Source organism: Marinobacter sp. EhC06 (assembly GCF_001650915.1).
GTDB lineage: Bacteria > Pseudomonadota > Gammaproteobacteria > Pseudomonadales > Oleiphilaceae > Marinobacter.
The window spans coordinates 33413-56639 of record NZ_LXYO01000015.1 but is presented as its reverse complement, the minus strand read 5'-3'; the positions used below and the strand labels follow the sequence as shown (position 1 = coordinate 56639).

Annotated in this window: 21 protein-coding genes and 2 pseudogenes; 19 read left to right on the top strand and 4 right to left on the bottom strand. The window is 51.6% G+C overall.

What is annotated here, in order from left to right:
• Positions 1–420: 420 nt before the first annotated feature.
• Positions 421–1179: a lysozyme inhibitor LprI family protein gene (locus A8B84_RS09505; protein WP_064227899.1), complete on the bottom strand. Its 759-nt coding sequence runs from the start codon at positions 1177–1179 to the stop codon at positions 421–423.
• A 307-nt stretch (positions 1180–1486) separates the two neighbouring features.
• On the opposite strand from A8B84_RS09505, the pseudogene A8B84_RS09500 reads away from it, so the two are divergent.
• The 3 genes and pseudogenes from A8B84_RS09500 to A8B84_RS09495 all read left to right on the top strand — a co-directional run.
• A pseudogene (locus A8B84_RS09500) lies at positions 1487–2359 on the top strand (metallophosphoesterase family protein); the annotation flags it as partial.
• Between the two features lie 415 nt (positions 2360–2774).
• Positions 2775–2927, top strand: coding sequence for a hypothetical protein (locus A8B84_RS21590; RefSeq protein WP_161487080.1), 153 nt, complete (start codon positions 2775–2777; stop codon positions 2925–2927).
• 27 nt (positions 2928–2954) lie between these two features.
• Positions 2955–3179 carry a hypothetical protein gene (locus A8B84_RS09495; RefSeq protein WP_064227898.1) on the top strand — a complete coding sequence of 75 codons (225 nt, stop codon included), beginning with the start codon at positions 2955–2957 and terminating at the stop codon, positions 3177–3179.
• A 41-nt stretch (positions 3180–3220) separates the two neighbouring features.
• On the opposite strand, the gene A8B84_RS09490 is transcribed toward A8B84_RS09495, so the two are convergent.
• On the bottom strand, positions 3221–3976 hold the full coding sequence (locus A8B84_RS09490) for a hypothetical protein (RefSeq protein ID WP_064227897.1): 756 nt from the start codon (positions 3974–3976) through the stop codon (positions 3221–3223).
• 125 nt (positions 3977–4101) lie between these two features.
• Entirely contained in the window at positions 4102–4815 is a 714-nt protein-coding gene (locus A8B84_RS09485; protein ID WP_227512701.1) for a DUF429 domain-containing protein, read from the bottom strand.
• An 812-nt stretch (positions 4816–5627) separates the two neighbouring features.
• Between A8B84_RS09485 and A8B84_RS09480 the strand changes: the two genes are divergently transcribed.
• The 7 genes from A8B84_RS09480 to A8B84_RS09445 all read left to right on the top strand — a co-directional run bounded on the left by A8B84_RS09480 (position 5628) and on the right by A8B84_RS09445 (position 12594).
• Positions 5628–6254, top strand: coding sequence for a hypothetical protein (locus A8B84_RS09480; RefSeq protein ID WP_064227895.1), 627 nt, complete (start codon positions 5628–5630; stop codon positions 6252–6254).
• Between the two features lie 21 nt (positions 6255–6275).
• A complete protein-coding gene (locus tag A8B84_RS09475) occupies positions 6276–6926 on the top strand; it encodes a HEPN domain-containing protein (RefSeq protein ID WP_064227894.1) in 651 nt (216 codons plus the stop codon).
• A gap of 80 nt (positions 6927–7006) precedes the next feature.
• Complete coding sequence (locus A8B84_RS09470; protein WP_082905128.1) at positions 7007–8416, top strand: M16 family metallopeptidase; 1410 nt, start codon at positions 7007–7009, stop codon at positions 8414–8416.
• A 237-nt stretch (positions 8417–8653) separates the two neighbouring features.
• On the top strand, positions 8654–9169 hold the full coding sequence (locus A8B84_RS09465; RefSeq protein WP_064227892.1) for an opioid growth factor receptor-related protein: 516 nt from the start codon (positions 8654–8656) through the stop codon (positions 9167–9169).
• 231 nt (positions 9170–9400) lie between these two features.
• A complete protein-coding gene (locus tag A8B84_RS09460; RefSeq protein ID WP_138103069.1) occupies positions 9401–10501 on the top strand; it encodes a hypothetical protein in 1101 nt (366 codons plus the stop codon).
• 321 nt (positions 10502–10822) lie between these two features.
• The gene (locus tag A8B84_RS09450; RefSeq protein ID WP_064227889.1) at positions 10823–11935 is read left to right on the top strand and encodes an ADP-ribosylglycohydrolase family protein; all 1113 of its coding nucleotides are present in this window, start codon (positions 10823–10825) and stop codon (positions 11933–11935) included.
• A gap of 38 nt (positions 11936–11973) precedes the next feature.
• Positions 11974–12594 carry a hypothetical protein gene (locus tag A8B84_RS09445; protein ID WP_064227888.1) on the top strand — a complete coding sequence of 207 codons (621 nt, stop codon included), beginning with the start codon at positions 11974–11976 and terminating at the stop codon, positions 12592–12594.
• Between the two features lie 88 nt (positions 12595–12682).
• On the opposite strand, the gene A8B84_RS09440 is transcribed toward A8B84_RS09445, so the two are convergent.
• Positions 12683–12985, bottom strand: coding sequence for a hypothetical protein (locus A8B84_RS09440; protein ID WP_064227887.1), 303 nt, complete (start codon positions 12983–12985; stop codon positions 12683–12685).
• Between the two features lie 1215 nt (positions 12986–14200).
• Here A8B84_RS09440 and A8B84_RS09435 point away from each other — a divergent pair.
• From A8B84_RS09435 to A8B84_RS09390, 9 genes and pseudogenes are all read left to right on the top strand, one after another.
• Positions 14201–15127 carry an integrase domain-containing protein gene (locus A8B84_RS09435; RefSeq protein WP_064227886.1) on the top strand — a complete coding sequence of 309 codons (927 nt, stop codon included), beginning with the start codon at positions 14201–14203 and terminating at the stop codon, positions 15125–15127.
• A gap of 508 nt (positions 15128–15635) precedes the next feature.
• A complete protein-coding gene (locus A8B84_RS09430; protein WP_138103067.1) occupies positions 15636–16052 on the top strand; it encodes a hypothetical protein in 417 nt (138 codons plus the stop codon).
• The gene (locus tag A8B84_RS09425; RefSeq protein ID WP_064227884.1) at positions 16049–16903 is read left to right on the top strand and encodes a hypothetical protein; all 855 of its coding nucleotides are present in this window, start codon (positions 16049–16051) and stop codon (positions 16901–16903) included. Before A8B84_RS09430 ends, A8B84_RS09425 begins: the two co-directional genes overlap by 4 nt.
• Before the next feature lie 3 nt (positions 16904–16906).
• The gene (locus tag A8B84_RS09420; RefSeq protein WP_064227883.1) at positions 16907–18079 is read left to right on the top strand and encodes a hypothetical protein; all 1173 of its coding nucleotides are present in this window, start codon (positions 16907–16909) and stop codon (positions 18077–18079) included.
• 14 nt (positions 18080–18093) lie between these two features.
• A complete protein-coding gene (locus A8B84_RS09415; protein WP_064227882.1) occupies positions 18094–18879 on the top strand; it encodes a hypothetical protein in 786 nt (261 codons plus the stop codon).
• A gap of 947 nt (positions 18880–19826) precedes the next feature.
• Positions 19827–20087, top strand: a pseudogene (locus A8B84_RS09410) (transposase); the annotation flags it as partial.
• A 239-nt stretch (positions 20088–20326) separates the two neighbouring features.
• Complete coding sequence (locus A8B84_RS09405; RefSeq protein WP_201257881.1) at positions 20327–20968, top strand: IS110 family transposase; 642 nt, start codon at positions 20327–20329, stop codon at positions 20966–20968.
• A 515-nt stretch (positions 20969–21483) separates the two neighbouring features.
• The gene (locus tag A8B84_RS09395) at positions 21484–21930 is read left to right on the top strand and encodes a MarR family transcriptional regulator (protein ID WP_064227879.1); all 447 of its coding nucleotides are present in this window, start codon (positions 21484–21486) and stop codon (positions 21928–21930) included.
• Positions 21931–22266: 336 nt separating this feature from the next.
• Entirely contained in the window at positions 22267–23199 is a 933-nt protein-coding gene (locus A8B84_RS09390) for a lipid A deacylase LpxR family protein (RefSeq protein WP_225316764.1), read from the top strand.
• The last annotated feature ends 28 nt before the right edge of the window (positions 23200–23227 follow it).

Here is a 23227-nt window from a genome sequence, read left to right as displayed (position 1 = left end):
AAGAGCTGATGACTTAAACGCGACATCTACGTTGACAGACTCCGCCCCGGATCTTAGCCAAGTCAGATAGCTAGGCGTTTTCATGTCAAACTCTCCAATTCCTTTGTTGAATCGAGCATCAAATTGAGCCGAATCGCCATGATTGAGTGGGGGGCGATTTGTAGTGAGTGGGTCGTGAGAGAAACCAGTCCGATAAGGGCTGTAAGCAGACAAAATCGAGATAATGAAATCGATTCAATTCTCGATATACACTCTCACAGAAATTTTTCACCTTAATTTCATAGCTCTCGATAAGCAGGATTAAGATGCCCGCTTACACACAAATCTGGTGATTGTGCAAAAAATCAATCTCCACACCGCCCTCCTAGGCAAAGGCCAGCCCACACACAAGTCGTGAGCCTTTGCTCAGGGGCGGTTAGCTTATCGCCACGGTATAAAGATATCTGCGATAGGTTCTTTGTTTGTTTTGTCGAACCTGGAAAAAGTTATGTCGTGGAAGGCGGCTCTCATGCCGCAAGACGTTGATTTGCATGAATAGTCGGGGTCCAAAAGCGTTATCTGCCCCTCCGAAAACTTGATTTTTAGTTCGCAATCGTCGTTAAGTGGAGTGCCGTCCAAATCTCTGCCGACAACAATTTCACTTCCCTTGATTCTTCCAAGTCCGTTGAGTGTACAAGAATGACCATTCGTCGTTACCGTGTGCACCAACGTTTTTATAGTCCCGTCTGGCTGTGGCGCGCTCAACGAGAGGATATCAACAACTTCTGTAGAATCCTCCCAGTCTCGGCGAGCCGAGTTGTATATGGGAACACTGTGTTTTTTCTCATAGTGCCCCAGCCAACGGCTTTCCACTTTTGTTCCACGATCCCAGAATCGCAGTGTGTGAATGCGCTCGAGATAAGCTTCAACGAGGCATTCCTCCGATTTGCACTTTCTTTGCTTCTTTTTTATCCAAGCTATTTGGTCTCGTTTCAGGGCAGGCTCATAGGTAATGGTTTTGGTCATCTCGTATTGGGATATAAGTGCCTCGTCCAAAGCACTAAGTACATCTGACTCGCATATAAGCGTTTCAATTTGATTGAGAGTCCCGTCACAGTTAAAGCTTGCGGCATGCGATAAATGGGGCGTGGCCAAAACAAAGCAGTAGCAAGCCAAGACTTTTATTTTCTGACGAATCACGTTTTTGCTCCCTTGGTTTTTCCGAGCGCACTAAACACGGTCGCGAGTGGATATTCATTAGTCTACAACGGCTGAGAGCATCGAAGGGAAGAGATGTGATCCCTTCCTTTTGAATGCAGGCATTTCAGTGAATGGCTTGAAGGGGCAACTTCAATCATCAGACAGCAGATCGACTTGCTCAGCGACGCTTGATTAAATTTTCATTTTTTCTATTGATCTTTGCGACGTCATTTGTCGCCTCTTGCCTATACAGTGTCTGCATGTCGTCTAGAATGGCGCGAACAATTCGAATTTTCAGGGACATGGAATGCCAAAACTTCTGCACACAGCAGACTGGCAAATGGGCCGGGCATTTACCCGTTTCGAAACAGAGGACGGCGCAGCTTTGGTCGAAGCACGGTTTGAGGCTATCGAAACGCTTGCTCGGCTGGCCAACGAAAACAAGTGCGATGCGGTTCTTGTTGCTGGTGATGTCTTCGATGCCCAAACCGTTTCCGACCGCACCATTCGCCGGGTATTTAACGCGACAACAGCGTTTCCCGGGCCATGGGTCATGTTGCCAGGTAACCACGATGCGGCTCTGGCAGAGAGCGTCTGGACCCGGGAACGGCGCCTGGGTGCAGTGCCTGAAAACGTAAATTTGGCCCTCGAACCCGGCGTTATTGATTTGGAACTTCAGAAACTCAGCGTGCTCTGTGCACCGCTGACACAGCGAAACACCTACGAAGATCTGACCGAGCCTTTTAATGGCTTAGAGTCGCCGGAAGAGTTTGTCAGAATCGGCCTGGCTCACGGCAGTGTTCAGGGTTTGCTGTCCGACGATATTGATTCCACCAACCCTATAGCACCCGACCGTGCCAAAGCCAGCAAGCTGGATTATCTTGCCTTGGGCGACTGGCACGGTACCAAACAGATCAACGAGCGCACTTGGTACAGCGGGACGCCAGAGCCTGAACGGTTTCGAAATAATGATGCAGGGAATGCCCTTATCGTTGACGTCTCTGAATCTGGTGCAGCTCCTGCCGTAACCACTATTCCCGTTGGGAGATATCAGTGGCACCAGTGGCGAGAAATCCTGGCGGTACAGTCTGATCTGGAGCAGTTGCTGGAGCGATTGAATGGTCTGCCTGAATCCACCGTGCTCGACTTGCGACTTGAAGGTTCTGTGACTCTGGCCGGCGTCCATAATTATTGAGCGGCTTACATCGGAGCCTGTTATCTCTTTTAGTGGGAGTTTGGCCTGGGTATTTCCTCGGATGTGTCGAAAGTAGAGCAGTGGTGTGGCCAGAGAGGTAAACAAGCGCAAGAACCACGGTTTGTTGCGATGCAGATAGGGGGGTGCCTGGAATTCCAGCATCTTATCTATGAGTAAATCACTCTACAGGTGCGACATGATCTGTCGGCTTGACTGCTTAACATATGGGCAAACAACAAGGTCGGGTATCTTGGCGTCCTCATCTGAAAATGAATAACAATGCCCAGATATTCACTCAGCGTTTTTTAATCTAGAAAAAGCTTCTTTTCTGAAAGCGACACCATCTGTCGTTTAAGCCCTATAACCTAGCCTTCACTTAAAGCTGAATCAGGTGAGAACGATGTCTTTTCCTCAAATGGCGATTGGTGGTGCGGGTCTTGTGATGCTTTGGGCAGTCCTCAGTGGCGATTACTGGGTAATTCCTTTTGCCCTTATCGCAGTCGAAGTATCGACCGGCTTTGCCGGCTCGATCATGAGTTATCTTTTCGATTAATCCTGGATGACAGAGGAGTCTCTGGCCATGCATAAACGTAAGTATTCCAAGTATCGCCGAAAGCCAGCCGGGCTCGGGAGAGGATTTTTCTCGGTTGATCCGCGCCAACTGGAACGCGCCCGCAAGGCAGACCGTTTTGGGGATTCCGTCATCAAGGCCATTCTTTGGTTCGGGTATGGGTTCGCGCTGATGAGTTGGTTTGTAGCGGTCAACGGCGTCATTCTGTTTTCACAGATGCTGAAAACGAAATAACACCCGTAATATCGACGACGTATTAAATTGCTTGGCGGAAGCTATTCCGGATTACTCGAGGATCTATCGCGGGAGCAAATCCGGCTGTAAGATTTGTAATTTTCAAAGTGTTCTGCAGACGATAAAAAGGCGTTGGGCTGTGCAATGACTGTATACGCCGAAGGAAAATGCCTTTTAAAATCGGGCTCGACAACGTTCGCCACGCCTTTTCCAATACATATGACATGGTCCGGTTGGGCTGATATCACGATATCCCGTGTGTAAGAATGCCAGGATGTCTCTAGAGCATCGAACATGTTCGGGATCTTTTTCCCATCTTGATAGAGCGCGACGATGCTTGCATCGACAAGCCAGATTCCCCGTCTCTTCATCTGTTTCAGGGTTTCAATCTTGTTGCGGAGTCTCTGGTTGGCAGGTGTTTTACCCAGGATGGGGTGGAAATCGTCAGGGGAGGAAATCGGGTTGCAGCAACTGAAGAAGATTTTCCAGAACTGCGGTGTGCCGTCGCGTTTTGGGTGATCTACTGAGTTAGTCAGTTGTTTTTCGCCGTACCCCAAGCAATAGACGAATCGAGCATATTGCTGAGGATATCCCTCAAGACCGCGAACAGACTGCAAGGGGATTTGTCTCTCCAAATCGTTGGTAAATACATGGGATTCGGCAAGGAGCAGAAACCTGACTTTTTCGGGTTTAAAGTATTGACGGTAGGCTTCAACCAGCTCCACTGAATCCAGTGGCTCGGTGTTGTCTCCGAGAATCTCTTTGATTGCCGCGTAGGTCTTTCTTAGCTTGTCCATTCCACTTCCTTTAAAAGACAAAACGCCCACTTTCCACTTAATGCTGACATTCATAAAAGTGCGGCGTTGCAGCCTTATTTGCAGAAGAGCACACGCCCGCAGACTTTAAGGAAATGGGGGTGAGTTTACGGCAACTGTTCAACCTCAGGTACGTAAATGTAACCGTCCCCCGCCGAACCGAAAACCCTATCCTGCATCCCAAGCTGGTAAAACGCAGCGACTATCAGACAAATTACAGAGTCCAGTACGTCCTCGTTGTGCTTGAGTGCTTTACCTTTAAGCTGAGCGATATAATCGGGATCGAAGTAATGGCGGAAGCCTTCCGGTACTTCCAAGGTTAAATAGCCCTCGCCCGATAAGCTCGAGAGAAGTCGAGCCAGGGTGGCTTGCCCCGACCTTTTCTCACCAACGCGTCCACGTTTGTAGGGTAGGCGCATAGGCAGCTTAAACAGCTCTATGAGTGCTGGATGCGGGTAACACTCAATTTGCCAGCACTCGCTTGTGGAGCCCAGGTGAGTAAAGCCCTCGGCGACAAGGCGCTCCGAAAGCAATGCCGCATCGGAATCCGGGAACTTGGTTAAGTTTGAGGTGTGGCAGGACGCATGTCGGGACCCGTATTCACGGCCGATGGCCTTCTCGCAATCACGTTGGCCGGATTGGTTTTTGATAATCAGCGGCGCATCAATTGCGATCCCCCGAAGATTGGGAACGTTTGTCAGGGTCTCTAGGACTGCATTAGCTGTATAGAGCTGCTCGTGAACGGAAGCAATTTTCAACTTGCGGCCGGAAAGCGAACCTGCGGCTATTGCCGTCGGGTTGCGTTTGCTTTGCCAGGCCAGGTCGACGCCGGCAAGTGTTGCGGTTTCTGAACTTCTCTCGCCGTCTTGGATAAGCGCTCCCCGGTCTGATTGGCAGATAGCCTGTTAAACATATCCGCAGTTAGCCCCAGTGGCAACTGGGCCCGATTCGGCCTTTATCTCTCCTGCAGAAGTCGGATCGTCGTCTTAGGCGCCTCTAAATGGCTTCTGCGAAAGGAGAAATACATTCGGGGACTCCTCATTATTGATGCATGGCTGCTATCTTGTGGAGCGTGGTGGCAGAGACACCCTGATTTGTTCGATTTGAGAGCGGCACATCCGTGGATACCGATTCAGATCCCCGAGCATTGGCGCAGCTTTGGTGTGGTTAGCGTCCTCTAGAGTTCAGTTACAACAGTTCAAAAACATGCCCCGGATTAACTTGACCACTACAAAATGCCCTTGAGTGCGAGAAACGGATTTCATCGTTGTCCGAGATCTCAATGCCAACTCCTGAGAGGCGCGCCTCCGAACTGTTGCGAGGGATAGCCAGTTGCAGCGTCCATCCATCTCTTTACCCTGAAGAAATGCGCGTTGTAACGCGTTGTTTGGGCGAGCGACCGGGGCTACGTGAGCTGTTCGACCGTCAAACCATTGATGAGGTTGGGGACCGTACCAAAGACTATGGCGACCGCTTGGCTCGATGGTTTAAGGATAAAACTCGTTAGAAACTGCTTAGGTTTTCTTCAGAGCTCAAGGGAAATCGACAGCTAAAGCGTTTGCAGAGTTCTGCCCTGTCTCGGACGCTTAAATTTTGATCAAAGTTAAAAAGCAACGATAGGGAGCCGTCGGCTATGCCATTACAAAACCGGGTGAGTCCACTGGGTACGATTGAAAGCAGTCCTGCTCGAGGCACTCTTATGGGCAACAGAGGCGTTCTGCACAATTCCAAAAAAGAGGTGCAGCACCTGTTCAGAAATAAAGGCTGGATTACCTGCCTTTTGGAGTTCAAAGGCAGACAACGCGAATTGATGTCTGCTGGTTTCTACACAGAGCTGTTCTTCCTTGATGAGGTGACTGCTTTTGCGGCGGGGCATCGCCCTTGCGCGGAATGCAGACGCAAGCGTTACAACGAGTTTCGTGATGTCTGGAGTAGAGTGAATGATCCACGTATTGAAAAGCCTGTTCGAGCGCCTCAAATGGACGGGGTTCTTCATGAGGAAGGGCTACATGGCGACCAAAAGGTCACATGGAGAAGCCCTATCTCGGATTTACCGCATGAAACCATGTTTTCTTTTGACGGGGTTAGTTACGCCATCTGCAATCAAAGGGTGTTGAGGTGGGCCTTTGGTGGGTACTCGGTTGTTGAGCCTGAAAAGCTGCCAGATACAGTCGATGTCCTGACACCAAAATCTGTTGTCCGAATTGTCGAGAGCGGTTTTCGACCACAGTTTCACTCAAGTGCCGATTCATCAGACTAATCAGACGCGCAGGAACGCAATATGGATTATGAACAGTTAAAGCATCGACACAGAAACGAGCGAGATCAATTTCATCCAAACCTCAGTCTTCGCGTCCATCGATCACTCAGTTGGTTACAACGTGCCGAAATGCAGGATGACCTTGATGGTCGTTTTATCTTTTTATGGATCGCATTCAACGCAGCGTATGCCACCGACATCGAGGAAGAATACAGAACATCGGAACGGACAGCGTTCAGGGCTTTTTTAGAGAAGCTTTGCGGATTGGACAGAGAGCGTCGGTTGGAAGCCCTCGCCTGGAGTGAATTTCCTCGCAGCATCCGTGTGCTGTTGAACAATCGTTATGTGTTTCAGGCATTCTGGGATTACCACAATGGCAAACTTTCGCAGGAGGAGTGGCAGGTGCAGTTTGAGCGAGCCAAAGTGGCGGCCCAGACTGCGCTTGGGAGTCAAGATACCGCGACGGTTCTTGGCATTGCCTTGACCAGGATATACACGTTGCGGAATCAGATAATTCACGGCGGTGCCACTTGGAACAGCTCTGTTAATCGTGACCAGATCAGGGATTGCGTGGCTTTGATGGAAAAGTTGGTTCCCTTCATCCTCACGATTATGATGGATCATCCAGATACCCTTTGGGGCGACGCTTGTTATCCGGTCGTCACCGAATAATCTCCTGTCCATGCGACGCGTAAAGTCGCAATTGACCCGTACACTCAACCCATTCCCATCCGTTTAAAAGGTAACGCAGAATGTCTTCATCAACCGTCGGAACGATATATCGATCAGTTGCGATAAGGATGGTGCACCTCACGTGTTTAATGCTGTCGTTCGCCAGTGCGATTTCTGCTGCGCCTTCTATGAATAAGCTGGTTGAGCGCGCAAATGCCGGCGATTACTCGGCGCCTGAGTTGTACTCACCCACCTATATCCGCTTCGACAATGGCCTTCAGTTGGTGATGCTCGACCGTGAGTTTGCCCGTTCTGTGTCCTTCAAGGTCCGTGTGGGTGTTGGGATGTCTGATTTTGAGTGTGGCACTCAGGAGATCCCGCACGCGCTTGAACATATGGTTTTTGGCGGTTTGACCGACATGCCGGAAGCTGAGTTGGAGAAGCGTTTCTGGGAATTGGGGGTCAGCTCAAATGCGTACGTCGCAGGCTCCGAAACGGTATTTGAGGCTGCGGCGTTTCCTTCAAGTCTTGAAGAGACAATGGCGCTGACACGCCGGATGCTGACGGAGGGTCAATTCACTGAGGAACAGTGGCAGAAAACCAGCGATATTTTGTGGCAAGAAATGGGGGGCGAGCCCACGGAACTGGAACGCTCATCGTCGACCGCTGGTGAATTGGCATCAGCCGGTACGAAATTTCTTGCTGAGATTGATCGCCAGTACCATCAAGTTTGTCCTCAGTACGATCAGCAAAGCGATGTGGAGCTTGAGGATATTCAGAGCGCATACGACCGATATTATCAGCCCCAGAATATGCTTTGGGTTGTGGTCGGCGACATCAAGGAGGAAGAGGTCCGCGACTGGGCAAAAGCTAATCTTGCAACGTTAGAAAATCTTGGAGAGGTTCCCGATCAAAAGATTGCTCCAGAAAATTGGCCAGAACAGCGTACGTGGGAGGGCTATAGCTACGACTCTTCAGTTGGTCTTTATTTTAAAACACCCTCGATTGGCCACCCTGACTATTTTCCTTTAATGGCTCTGAAAGAATGGCTTGATCAGCGTGTTTACACCGCATTGCGAATTGGCGATGGGAGCGCATATTCACCAATGGTTGATTTTTGGGCTGACGAACATCATGGTCAGTTCGCTATGGCAACGGATACCCAACCGGGGTCCCACTCAAAAGCGCTCGCGCGGCTTGAGAGCCTACTGAGGTCGGTCACCGATCAATCATTAAGTGATCAAAGCTTCCAGCGCTTCATGACGGGAATTCTGAGAAGTTGGGCTCAGTCTCCTGAGACCAATGAGGGCTATGCAGACTTTTACATTGCATCTCTCTGGGAATTTGAAACTCGGGGGCGATTGATTCACTACGAGCGCGAGCTGGCGGCTGTGACGCTATCCGATGTCCAGCGCGTTGCCAGGGGTTTGCTCGAATCGGACTCAAAATACCGATTCATCAATATTGAATATCCAGAGGATACGCTTTGAGTCTTGTTTGCTGGCAGGCATGTGAGGATGCGAGCGCAGCGGGAAACAAATTGTCGAAGTAACCACCCTGAGCAGACTCCCTCGATTGCCTTTTGCTGTCAGAGGTTGCCGAGAATCTTGATCCACAAACGCTCGAATAGATCGGGGAATCGTCGACAATCTTGCCCATGCTTGGCTTGAACTCAAAGCTGCGCCAAGCCTTCATTGATTAGAAACCATAAACATGAGTTTACTCGGATGACCAGCACGGAGAAATTGATCGGATTTACGCTGGGCGATACGCCGGACCATAGTGGGCGACTGATTCATGGGGTTTGGGCATTTTCAGATTCTCTCCTTGAGACCACGCATGATTACATCCAATGGTTGTTCCCCATTCCCGAATCTAATGAGGTAAACCAATTCGCCCCCGTGCTCACCGATGAAGCTCGTATCTTTTTCAGAGGCAGTGATACGCTTCGCGCACAGCAAGAAAAATCACTGAATCGAATGCTCATTTTTCTGGGGTTGGAGAAACAACGTGGGGCCTTTGTTGCGGCATTGGACATCAATGCTCAACAGCATCGGTGGTTAAATCGCTTTGACCATAATCATCGCAGGATCACCCGGATGATCCGCAGTCTTGACCTGTGCGGTCAGCCGGAGCGTGCTAAAAAGCTGCGAACGGCTGTGATAGAAGTAGGGAAGCGACACGGTGATGTTCCGGAAGGCGTCATGGATTTCTGGCGGCAAGCGACAGACAGGTCGCAGTGAGGCTCAGGAATTCGCGACGCCCAAGGGAATGCGAATTACCGTTATAGAACCGCCCTTGGAAACCGTGTAGATGACCCTGACCCCGTATTAGGTCCACCCGGAGGTGGAAAAATCCGGCTCCTGATCATGAATATCCCGCGGAGGGGCGGTGGTCTCGAGCGGTTGGGGAACTGGGCCTACGTGCATGAGTAAGGGGAATTGTAAATGCATCGGACACAGCTGGATTCATAAATGAGTCGATTCACGTTAGAGCCCCGCAAGTGGTACGCCATGGAGCTCCTTGGTCCGGAGTTTGGTGAAAACGTTCGGCATTGTTCGCCCATAGAGGTTCATTCACTCAAGCCCGCAGGGGGCGGAAAGCGCTGCCTTGATCTTACTTTTTGTTATGCTGCGTATGCTGTAGGTGTTCAAAATAAGGCCTATACCCTGCAGACGATCAATCGCAGCAAACACTTTCTTCTGGCCAGTGTTGTTGGTACCGAACGCCTTGCCTTATTCATGGAGTTGACGGATGACTGGCTTAATAAGAACTTTGAGCATTCGTTGCACCCTGGTCGACGGGATAAAAAAAGTTCTTTCCGGGTGACCTCAGAATTCGATTTGCATGAAATCTTTGGCGCTTCGAAAAAAGAAGCATTTGGTGAGCTGCACTGGTCTGCCGAAACGATGAGTAGTTACGGCCTCCCGAACATTGGGTACCCAGTGCCTCATGCTGCCATCAAAGCTGCAATGTCCGGGCAGATTGAGATTGGATTTGAAGAGCTTCTGTATTGGCTGCAGCTTTATACAGAAATCAATACGGTTTCCCGTCGCGATTATGCGCCCGCTGTGACACGCCTCGCGGAAGTGATTACAAACGAGCCGGCAATGGACTTGGTGACCATAGAAGGGCAAAAATTTTGGCTGGAGCTCGGAGAGGTGGATTTGCTCCGCAACGATATTGTAACCATTCAGCGGGGTGACGAGTTGGTCGGTGCGTTTCAAAGACGTAAAGATGGCACTTTACGTTTTGCCGCCTATCAACCGTTGGATGCCAAAGCCATTGGCTATGCAACCGGGCTCGCTCTTCGGCCTGCTGCTAATGGCACCGTGTGCATGTGTCCCGATAACTGGGAATATGCGCTGGATTGTTCAGCCGGTAATGGAAACTGTTATGCGGCTGACCGCGGAACCTGTTATCTCTCCCGGTGGGAGTTTGGCCTGGGTATTTCCTCGGATGGGTCGAAAGTAGAGCAGTGGTATGGCCAGAGAGGTAAACAAGCGCAAGAACCAAGGTTTGTTGCAACGCAGATAGAGGTGTACCTGGAATTTCAGCATCTTATCGGTGAGTAAATCGCTCTACAGGTGCGACATGATCCGTCGGCTTGACTGCTTAACATATGGGCAAACAATAAGGTCGCGTATCTTGGCGTCCCCATCTGCAAAGTAATAACAATGCCCAGATATCATGGTGAGTTTGAACATACCCGCCTCTATGAAACCACGGCACCTATCGTCCAAAAGAAGCTGAGGGAATTCCATGCTGGGTTTGCACCTCTTTTCGTATCGCTCAGCCAGGAGTGACACACACGCATGGGATGTTTCGTAGGGAAGTTATTTTGCGGATAAAGAGTCATCTCGGTCAGGCCTAAGCGATTTCACAGGGAAGTTGTCATGACGAATCAAGTTCAACCGGATTCTTCTCCCAGCTGGGAGACCCCTATCAGAGACTACTTCAGTGCATGCCTTCTGGGCGGGGCTGTAGGTGATGCCCTGGGTGGCGCGGTGGAGTTCATGTCCCGCTCCCAGATTCTGGATCGCTTCGGACGGGACGGCATCACCGATTACGCTGAAGCGTACGGCGGAAAAGGTAAGATTACCGACGACACCCAGATGACGTTGTTCACCGCCGAGGGTTTGTTGAGGGGGAGAATGCGTGGGGTCACTAAGGGCATAACCAGTTTCGGTCACGCAGTTGCCGGCGCTTATCTTCGGTGGCTTGCAACGCAAAGGTATGAGAACCACCACATTTCATCGGTGTTGGATGGATGGCTCTTCCAGCAACGGGAGCTTCACAGCGTGAGGGCACCGGGGATGACTTGCCTGAGTGCGCTGCGAGATTATGAGGGCGATCCGGGTATTGCCGGGAACGACAGCAAGGGCTGTGGTGGCGTGATGCGAGTAGCCCCGGTTGGGTTGTTCTGGCTCACGTTCAAAGAAGGGCTTGAAACCTCCGCAGTGTTTGAGTCCGGCAAAATGTGTGCAGGCCTTACCCATGGCCACCCCAGTGGTTATCTCACGGGTGGCGTGCTGGCGATTCTTGTTTTCGCGCTGGCGGATGGTGCCACATTGAACGACGCCTTGGCTCAGGCAAGATCGCTGCTGATAACTTTTCCAGGTCATGAAGAAACTCTTAAGGCGTTGGATAAGGCAGTAACATTGAGCGCGTCCGACCTTCCGCACCACGAGGCCATCAAAATACTGGGTGAGGGTTGGGTTGCTGAAGAGGCCTTGGCGATTGCCGTCTATTGCGCCCTTGTGGCAGACAGTTTCGAGCAGGCCATTGTTCTGGCGGTGAATCATGACGGCGATTCGGATTCCACCGGTGCCATCACCGGAAACATACTCGGTGTGATGCAGGGGACCAGCGTCATTCCCGAGCGCTGGCTGGAGCCGTTGGAATTGCGTGGTGTTATTGAGAAAGTGGCTTCTGATTTGTGGACCTGCCAGCACTGGACGAGCCGGATGGATAGCGAGGATCTTTGGAAACGATATCCGGGTTACTGATGTAGCCGAGATCAAAAATACAACACGGAGCAGTGCTCATGCCTTTACAGAATCGCGTTACCCCCGAAGGAACAATTGAACGGGATAGCTCCAGAGGGACCTTTATGGGTAATCGCGGCGTGCTACACGATGCGGACAAAGAATTGAGGCGTCGGTTTAAAACTAAAGCCTGGATTACCTGCTTGCTAGAGTTTAAAGGAAGAAAAAGAGAATTGATGACTCCGAAAGCTTACACGGAGCTCTTTTTTCTGGATGAGGTGACCGCTTTTGCAGCCGGGCACAGGCCCTGTGCCGAATGCCGACGTGCCCGTTACAACGAATTCCGAAACGCTTGGATGACCGCTAACCAGTGGGACGGCAGTTCGGCGATTCGTGCGCCTGAGATAGATGAAATTCTGCATAAAGAACGGCTGGAAGATGATCAAAAAGTGACGTGGAAGGGCCCTTTGGCTGAGTTGCCTCATGGCGCGATGTTTCTGTCAGAAGGTGACAGTTATGCTGTCTGTAACGGCAAGGTTCTTAAGTGGAGCTTTTCCGGGTATGGCCCAGCAGATTTTAAGAAGCTTCCGAAGAATGTCGATGTTTTGACGCCGCGATCTGTTGTGAAGGTTTTTGCCAGTGGCTTCAGGCCGGAGTTTCATTCTACGGCTGGGGCTTGAGATCAAGGCAACGATTGGTTTGAGGGCTGGAGCCGCGTGATGGCCAACATCAGCGGCATTCAGCCCTCCTACCTGTCAAAACGTCACATTAGAAGCGCTTGTAGGAACGGTCGAAAACCATCACCCAATCTTCGATCCGATTCTGTGAGACCTGAACCCGATGATGAACCAGAAGCCCAGCCTCAGAAAGTTCCTCAAAAGCTTCTTTCTGTACTTTGGGCGTAAGGCTGAGGTTTTTCCGAACGCTTCGGGGAGTGATAAAGTTTTCAAAGTTCCAATTACGGAGTGCCATCCAAATCATGAGCGCTATTAAGGAAACTCCCGGGTTGTCTTCAATTTCCTGATCGGTCAGGTGGGGATGTTCATGGATTTTATCGTTTGAGTCTCTCATTACTTGGTCCTCTCTCGGATTACTAAGGGAAAGTTATATTTCCAGGTTGAAGGGCCCTGAGCCCTACATATCCAAGATATCCGATTGAAAAATCGCAAACCCGCAACAAAATGACAGTTTTTCCGCCTAGTTTTGCAGCGAGGCAGTTCGATTGAAACGAGAAGTCCCAGAAAGGAGCCAAAGGTTAAGTTTTCGTGTGTACCGCCAGTGAACCCATGGGTTCACATGGAAAAACGGCTCCAGATTGTTTTCTGAATCAGTGCACCTTGGGTGAACCTGTGGGTACACAGGCTTCGGAGACATCGACTCAAATCTACGCCAAGGTACCGTTGGTGAACCTGTAGGTTCTCCAGAGGTACACCTGACACTTCGCAGGTAAAACCCGGAAAAGACGGGGCCGAAAAAGATATTTTGTCTGTTTTGGAAGCTTGCGGAATGACTCAGATTATGGAAAAGTTTAATAGAACGTTTGTCCGCGACGCATAGCGGAATAGTGCTAGCTGGGCCTCGAACAGCTGCGGCCATCCCGTCGAACTAGATGGTAAGCCGCCTGCCAATCGGCAGTACCGCAAAGACTCACACCAATGAGTCACCTTCAGACAGCTGTACCGGACCTCCCGGTTTCAGCATCTCGGTAGGGATTTAATGATCCTCTCCGGAGAGTTTCCGTTCAGTTTTTTTGCCGCATGCATGCGTTTTGTCGCAATGCTGCTGCAAACCAACCTCGACGTTTAATTTTAGACTCGACTTCGCCATACGTGGAATAGTTCTGGCTGATTTATAAGGCCACCACTGGGGCATCGTCACTCGTTCTACTGCTTTTTAAAAAAATCATTTCACACAGAGACAGGTTAGAGCGATGTAATGCTAGGCCGTGCTACGCGCGGGATTAGCCGCCAACTTCGGTGGACGAAACTGGACGAAAACGTGGCTTCAGGCCAAGTATTCTCAGTTTTAACCACCCTTTCCATTGCTCGAGCCGCGCCATCTGGAGCGCGGGGCTCAATGCCTACGCCGGGGCTGTACCACCCAATGTCCTATCACGACAGGGTCGGTATCGCGCGCGACTTACTTCGCCACAGCACTCGATCCCGCAATGGAAAGCTCCGCTTACCAGAATTCCGGCATGACGCACCGGCACTCAAAGCGTCTTCTCTCAGAGGGTTTGCGTGCACCTGAAGCACAGCGCATCACTTAACAGCCAGGGAAACAGTTATGAGAGGAAATAATTTTGGTTTGAAAACTCGTGACATAGCCAAAGCCGGGCGCTTTGCCATGAATCGGGAGGTGGCCGACGGCAATGCCAGTTTTTCGACGGCAGCCACTATTGCGGATCGATTCAATCTTTTTTCTCAGTTCGCTAAAGACAGGGGGCTGAGAAGACTTGAGGAAATTACAGTTAATCTTGTCACTGATTACGGCCAGGCGCTGGCTCGCCAGGTCGAGACAGGTCATCTGTCTGCAGCCTACGCTCAGAACCTTGTATCTGCGGTGAATACCGTTATGCAAGCGGCCACAAGAGGTAATTGGCAATCGGTGAGTCCGACCAAGACCTGCAAAATACCGCAGCGGTGCCACGTGCGTGAAAACACCCCTGCATCGACAGACCGCGGTTCGGTCGACGCGGCAATGGCTGCCATGAGTGAACGAGGACGTGCGATCACGTGTCTGGCTCGAGACCTTGGTTTGCGATCCAAAGAAAGCAGCCTGATCGACGCAAAAGCCGCTTTTACAGAAGCGAAGAAAAGTAAAAAGGTCACGATCATTCACGGCACCAAGGGTGGCCGAAAACGGGAAGTGCCGATCATTACTGAACAACAGTTGGCGACACTGGAGCTTGCCTCTGCGGCTCAAGGTGAGGCTCGCTCTCTAGTGCCAGAGGATCAAACTTGGGCCCAGTTCTATGAGGGAGACTTGAGAGATACTCGAGAGATTCTCCAGGCCCACGGAATGACCGGGTTGCACGACCTTCGAGCTGGGTACGCATGCGATCGCTACCAGAAGCTTACCGGTGAACTTCCGCCGCTTAATGGCGGCAAGGCATCGAAAGCGGACGATATGGCGGCGCGAAAAGTGATTGCAGTCGAACTGGGACACGGCAGGACTGACGTTGTGAGTTCCTATATTGGAGGAAGGCCATGAATCAAGAACTCTTTTATAAGCTGCATCAGCATGCCCGTCGAGGAGGGAAAGTTGCAAGGAAACGCCAGCTCCAACGTGTAGAACGATTTGTTAAGTGGTGCGGCAGGGCGCCAGAACAAATTGGCCGAAGGCAGATTCATGAGTTTTATAGAGCTCACGATTTCGCGCCGACGACGGCCAGAGATTATGACAGCGCTATCCGACTTTTATGGGGAATTATGGGCAGAGCCGGCGAGCCGCCCCGACCACCACAAACACATGAGTAGTTTTTTGTCAGTTTGGAAGTGACCGGGTTGCAGATCGCGATTAATGAGGAAAATAGAAGCTGATCCCTCAATTGCGACACAGGTGCAAAATGGTAAATTTCAAACTGACTATTCGTCTCTCTGCGACACTCTCTCTGGTCATTTTTATGACCGCTTGCACTACTACTTACGAGCCTCCCGTGGTCGCCGAAAAGCTAATCTGGACATCGGACGGAGAAAGCGCTCGCCCAGCGTGGACACTTATGCCGGCTGCAAGAAAAGATTCAGCAGACCAGGCTGTCCGTGTGGTCGGGATGAGTAACCGGCACAGCACGCAAAAGGGCGCGCGAGATGCTGCCCTGGATGACGCACGCCGCCAGATCGCTAACTATTTTTCCAGCCAGGTCGAGGACAAGGTCGAGCGAATTGAAAGCGGAGCTAATACGCAGAGTGGGGTACAAGACCCAGTGCAGGAGCTGAACCGGATTACACAGCAGCTGTCTGTTCACGCCGTGAACTCAATGACAGTGGAGAATTCTCGATTTGAGCAATGGTTGGATAGCCGAACCGGCAAAACCTTCTTCAACGCATTTGTTCAGTCCGCCATGACGATGAATTCGCTTCATGTTGGAAGGTCCGGTGAATTGGAAGATCTGCGTCGGCTAGGGGAGGACGAATGATGAATAGAGGTGTTCTTCTAATCGCGATCAGTCTTCTTTTTATGGCATCTGGTATGGCCAGCGCAAACGATACACCTGTCCTGAAGTCCGCTGAGCTTCCATCGTGGACCTCACAAACTCAATTTCGGGAGCCTGGCGGCAGGCGGATGGTATTTGTGGGAATCGGGCAGGGCGACTCAATAGCGCAGGCAAAGACCCGGGCACGAAGTGATGCCCAAACACAGTTCCTCCTGGCGGTCGGCGGCGTGGTGATTACTAGCCAGAAGCTCGTGGAGTCCTCACAGAAAGGTGAAGGCGCCATCACCCAATATTCATTGTCGGGGGAACGCTATACCGACATTTCCTCGCGGGGCTTCTTTCATGGTGGTGATTCACAGTTCGTTGCTCACTCCTCCGGCACTGCTGTGAACGGGTATTTTCGTTTGAGCCTTCCGATCGAGTCTGTTGAGGCTGCGCGTGATGAAGTGGCTCGCGCCCACAGGGCAGAAGTTCTCCGCAAGATTGAGGCTTACCGATTGGCAGGGATCTCAAGGCGCAATGGAGTAAACGGTTACCGTTACGCGGTTGTTCAGGAGCAAGCGTCCGCCCTGAGCGGATCAAACGAACTGCGAATTTCTGTGGAATACGAAGCGCGACGGAAGGCCCGTCACATAGGACGAGTTTCTCTAGTTAATCGCCTGAAAGGCGCCTCCATCAGAGCTGTCTCGGCGAAGTCCGGCCAACAAGTCGATATGAGTCACTCCAGCGCCACAGGATTCGTGCGGTCGGAAGTTGTTGCTGAACGAGTTTGGTGGGAAGGCGAGGAAGCAGTTGCTGAAAGCTTCCTCCTGGGCTGGGTAAAAGGGGGCTGAGCCATGAGTGTGATGTTGAGATTTTTGGTCAAGGTGGCAGCTGCTCTCTTCCTGCCGGTTTTCGCTGTTGCGAACACCGTTGTCACCGTGGGTGCTACAGGGTCGGATCGGGACACCGCTATTGATGCGGCGTTGAGTAAGGCCTTGGTCGAGACGTTAGGTAGTGAGGTTTTTTCCGTGACAACAATGAATGGCGACCAGTTTCATTCAATGGCCACCGCTGTTACCAGTGGCCGGGTCCAGAGCTACGACCTTTTAGAAGAGCGTGAAATCTTTGATGGGGTGCATGTGCGTCTGCAGGTGACTCTGGCTGAAAAGGATATTGCCGGAATCGTACCGGAGGAGATAAAAACGTGGGATCAGCGAATTGAGGATGTGCGGAGTTGGGATCAGGCTCAGCAGTTGGTCGGCGAGTATCGTCGTCTCTTAGATGAGTTTCTGATCGGCCCGCGCCATCAACTGAACGCGGGTTATGCCATCGTACTCCGATCCTATGATGTCTCGGCTGTCGATGTTCACCAGATCACAGGCAGTATTTATGTGGATATCATCGTGAATCAGTCCTGGTGGGGCACCTATTATCGACTGGTCCACACGCTTGCTCCTCAGGGCAACCAGGTAATACCGGAAGGACCTCTGAAAGTTTCCAACGATACTGCTGCCGTTGATCTCGTCTCGAGTCGCCGGGTAGATAAAAGCCTGCGATACGAACTCGCACACCCTCTGCCGGTGCGCCTATCAGTTGGCAGGAACGTGGCTAACTTCATTCTCTATAAAAACGCCCTGTTGGTATCCGCTCAACCAATGACCGAGGATTCCGCGCAGACGGGCTACCAGCGATCACAGGCAACCAGAGGGGAGATATCGCTGACGAAGGGCAATGTCGTCGGCGGTGACGCCCAACTTGATAAACGAAAATCCGACCTGCAATGCGGCTCCGTCGAGCGAGGCTCGTCTGCAGTCTACTGTGGCCATCGCTTTACAGTGAAAATCCCGTTTGAGGCAGCAGATGAAGCCGAGGTGATAGAGATCATGCGGCGTGGTGTAAAAGCTGAGCTTAGCCTTTATGGAAACCACGTCTGCGAATATGACTGTCATTTGCTAGCCGACGATCCAGCAGAGGATTCTGATGCAAATGCGATTTTTAAGCAGTTGTTGTTGAAGTACCTGAAATAGAGGAGGGCGGGATAATGAGATTGGTTTTTTCAAAGCGGCAACGAGAAGGTATTGGTATGACGAAGTGTGCGTGGGGCATCATGGCGGCCATGCTGCTGGCGGTATCCTTCCCAGCGTCGGGATGGGACTTTGACAAGACTCGGGCACGAGACATTATGGACCGAGCTGCAAATGACGGGGATGCCACGGCTCGACTGCTCGTTGCAATGGCGCTGGATGAGCGGGTAGATACAATTTTCGATGGTTATGAGTTTCGGTTGCCTCTTTCGAAAGATCCGGAGCAGCTGTATATCCAGCGGCTTGATCATGACCACATCTACTCCAATTTAATGTATGGGTCTAGAAAGCACGCATCGAAGGTCACTCTGATGGTTTATGCGCTACAGGGTACGTTGTCCCTATGGAATCACAGGTACGGGAGGGCGGCGCTTTACTACCGAGCGGCGGAACAAATCGGCGTGAAGTTGATTCAAAAAAATGGGTTTGGAGCGGACCTGGCCGTCCTCACTTACGATGCCCGAGCAGGGAAAGTGGCTGCAATGCGTTGTAGTGGTAATGTTCCACCGCAGGATACGACCTACAAAATAGATAAAATGTTGGCTGGCCTGGAGCGAACCTCTCAGGTCGCAAAAGACTACCGCGCATACATACAGTATCACTCAGTCGGAAAGCCAAATACGTTGGGTTTGGAGCACTCTGGATGCTGGAGTGGTGCCCATGCTGGGGCGACCGTGGTATATCCGCTGGCGCCGTTCAACTATGAGCAGAACACATCAAAATACGTTGGGTTGGTTCCATGAGAAGAAGTTTCTCTGTGGGGCTTACTTGGTGTTTTGATTTTCCCGATATCTTGAGTAGAGACACCAGCCGGTGAGGATGGCTGCGCCGACGATGCCGATGGTCATGGCGGTCAAAACTCCGGTTTCTATGGTCATTTGGTCTGCACCTCCGCCTGATTTTGCAACGACGTGAATTCCGTAAAGATCATTCTGACATTTTTGGCGAGACTGTACACAACCTGGTTGCCCGTTAGTGATTAACTTATTTGTTCAGACTTTCTTAGTGTAGAGTTTCTTAGTAAGGGGACTTGTTTTCGGGCGTCAGCTGATCCGTTATCTGGCAACCCGTTGCTGGGAAATCGACCCCCGGCTAAAGTCGGATTCGTAGGCGCCAGTGATCTGCAGAAAAGACCCCCGATGCAAAACTCCGGCCCAGGACCCATGCTTTCAATATCTATACTTCTCGGGGCAGCCACTTGGGCCACATGCCTACCCGAGGTTGCTGCCGCAAGACCTTATCTGACACTTTGGGGCCCCAGCTCATGGTCAGATGCTATTTGAGATTAGAAGCACATCGGAGTCAAATTGTGAGTCGATCCAGTCAAACGCAGTTTCCCGTCGTTTTTGGTGAATCGCCGGGAGGGGGAGCGCTCTCAGAGAATCCTCTACGACATGGCCGTGCTTTGTAACCTTAAACTGGCCCCGCATAGCAGGGACACGATGGTATTGGGGCGAAGTGCGATATCAAGCTCTTAAACAAAAGCGAACATTCGGATCTCACGCGTTTTGGTCTAGTTTCAGCCGTCGAGACGTCTGAGTGATCGCCGATCGATTATGGAAAATCGGAATCTGGTGGTAGAAAAACTTAGCACAGGAAACTCAAACCGGTTCTAGCCCCTAGTGTAGTGGTTCAATGATTCCGGACACCAACGTAGGTGGTAATATCGCCACTATAAACGAGGTGTCTGATGACCAGAAAGCGACGTTCTTTTTCTCCTGAGTTCAAACAGGAAGCAGCCAGCTTGGTGCTGGATCAAGGTTACACGATTCCCCAGGCGAGTGTGTCCCTGGGAATTGGTGAAAGCGCTATTCGGCGCTGGGTTAACCAACTGACCGAGGAGCGTGACGGTGTCACCCCGAAGGGCAAGGCGTTAACCCCAGAGCAGCGCCGTATTCAGGAGCTGGAAGCCCGCTGCAAGCGCCTTGAACAGGAGAAAGACATACTAAAAAACCGCCTCCCCGGCGCTCCGCGGCCCACTAGATTAGAAACACCCCCCATCGACCGCTGCCCCAGCTAAACTTCTTTAGCTGGACAGTGATCGTCTGCTCTTTGGAGGCTTGGCCCCGTCAAAAAACCTGATCCAGGGGAAGCTGCGGACCCGTTATTGGTGGCGCCTTTGGCGACCCCGTTTAGGAATGTGATCTGATCCGAGTCCCCGTCCAGCCATCTCTTTGCTGGAGGATTATCATGAACAAGCTCAATTCACGACGTAATGGATTACCGGTCATCAACAATCGCGCAGCCGGCATAGATATTGGGTCTCGTTTTCATGTTGTGGCTGTACCCGCAGACCTTGATGAGCAGCCTGTGCGTACCTTTAAGGCATTTACGGCCGATTTGGAGTGCATGGCGCGGTGGTTATCGGATACGGGGATTACCACCGTCGCAATGGAGTCGACCGGCGTGTATTGGATTCCGGTTTACGAAGTCCTGGAAAGTCATGGATTGCAGGTCATACTGGCCAACGCTCGCGATGCCCGTGCCGTTCCAGGTCGGAAGACTGACGTTAATGATGCGCAGTGGATTCAGCGTTTACATGCATGTGGCTTGCTACGGGCAAGCTTTCACCCTGACCGAGAGATTGCCGCCTTACGCAGTTACCTACGTTTGCGTGAGCGCCATCTGGATTACGCCGCTGCGCATATCCAACACATGCAAAAAGCGCTCACCCACATGAATATCCAGTTGCACCATGTTGTGGCAGATATAACTGGTGCCACGGGTATGAAAATTATCCGCGCAATCGTTGATGGCGAACGTAGCCCGGCAGTGCTGGCCACAATGCGAGATATTCGGTGTAAATCAGACATTGCGACCATCCAAAATTGAGGGTTGGCAGACAAACGTGAAAAATAGCCGAAAAACACTCCCAACCTATTGAACTACGGGTTTTTTGGTCACCCAACCCCCGAATTCATGCCATTCTGGCCGATAAGCGGAACTTGGCCTTGTTGTCGGCCTTGCAGGCTCTACTCGACCGGGGACTGACCTTAGCGGATGCGGATTGCCTGGAAGACGCCGTGCCGAAGCCCCGGCTGGTGTCGAGTGAAGATGCTACGGTGTTGTGGAGCGCTCGGCACCAGCTTTTTAAAAGCCGGTCGGTCGCCGGTCACGACAGACAGCAAGGGTGTCTGCCAGGGCGACAATACGCTGAGGGCCTCCGGTCTCTGAAGAAGCGAGGAGTTACCTGTCTCAGTGGAAGGAGAAGTTCCTTAGCTGGCCTCGGAATCCACGTGATGTTGCCTATTGATCTGGTGCAAACCTGGCTAATGTGTAACTGACGCTTGTCTATATGATTAGCTTGCGATTTACTGTTACTGAATCGTCAATAGCAGGACAGTTAGATGGACCCACAAACCCCTCGAGATCAGTTTCCTTTCACCAATGCCCGGGTAGCAAGACGTTGGCGCAAGTTGCTGGATGAGCGCCTGAAAGACCTGGGGGTTACCCAGGCTCGCTGGTTCACCATGATCTGCCTGCAGCGTGGTGGTGGAGGATTGACCCAGCGGGAGCTAGCCCGCTTGATGACCATCGAGAACCCGACATTGGTCCGCCTGCTTGACAGCCTCGAGGAGCAGGGTCTGATTGAGCGCCGGCCCAGTGAGCGTGATCGGCGCGCCAGGCTGCTTTATCTTACCAATGCCGGTGAGCACTTTATGAGCGATCTGAATGAGCGGGCGAATGTCTTGCGAGAGGAGATGCTGAAAGGCATTGAAAATACCGACCTGGAAGTCGCCCTGCGTGTTTTTGAGCGGGTTATGGAAAATTCTGCCAACCTCAAAAATACCTGAACCCGAAACATTTTTCAGGCGCGAGCGACAAGATTAGAACTGGAGCGTTCCGCACATTCCACCGGCACAGGACAGTTCCATCACGGCTAGCTGTCAATCATTACTTGTGTTACGTTTAGTTTATACTGAACAGATTGAACAAGTTGTGCGGACAGCCGTCTCATCATTTCTGGCCGGCGACCAAAAAGTCGCCGTACGGAAGGTATGTCAGCATCCGGGAGCAAGTTCTTTTACATCCGGTTCAACCCAGCTTTGGCAGAGGAATCTTCAGTGAAATCTGGATGTTGCAGAAAGCGTTACCGGAATTGGTGCTCAGGTCTGTTGCTGGGTTCTCTTGTGACATCAGCTTCCGCTGAAGGCCTGCTGTCCCTGAAAGTAGAAAATGATGCGTTTTCCGCCGGCGGCGATGGTCAATATACCAACGGCGTAGAGGTGATCTGGGCTTTTGAGCCCCCTGATCGACATTGGAGCCGCCGTCTTGCGGACGTTATTCCAGGCTGGTCTGGCAGTAGTCTTGCCGGCGCAACATATCGGCTAGGACAACAGATGTATACGCCGGAAGATATAGAGGTTGAAGCGCTTATTAAAGATGATCGTCCCTATGCCGGCCTTTTGTTTGGTGGGATTTCGCTACTAAGCGAAAGGGAACACGGTGGTTTGCGTTTGGCAGACAGCCTGCATATCGACGTGGGCATCGTAGGCCCGGCCTCCGGCGCTGAGGTGGGTCAACGAAATTTCCATGAACTTATTGCGGCAGACAAGCCGAGGGGTTGGGATAACCAGCTTGATAACGAGCCAGTTATCAATTTCGGTTATGAACGTGCCTGGTTTATGAAGCAAAACTTCTCTGGGCTGACCATTGAATATGGGCCGTCTGCCGGGTTTGCGCTCGGCAACCTGTATACCTACGCTTCCGGCGGCCTGGGGTTTCGTTTGGGAGAGGGGCTTGATCGTAGTTTCGGCATTCCGTCAGTCGCTCCTGCACAAGGCGGGCAATCCTCTTTTCGGCGGGATCAGGGCTTTAGCTGGTACGTCTTCGCTGCCGTTGAAGGGCGCTATATGGCACACAACCTGCTGCTCGACGGCAACAGTTTCGAGGACAGCCACTCCGTTGATAGTCGCGAATGGGTTGGCGACGCCCAGGTGGGTGCGGCATTGACCTGGGATCGCTGGCAGATCGCTTACACCTACCTGTGGCGAAGCGAAGAATTTGAGGAAAAGGACGGCGTCGATCAGTTTGGATCGATCGTTCTGTCTACCTGGTTATAAACGAAGGCATGGATCGAACGGTTTTTGA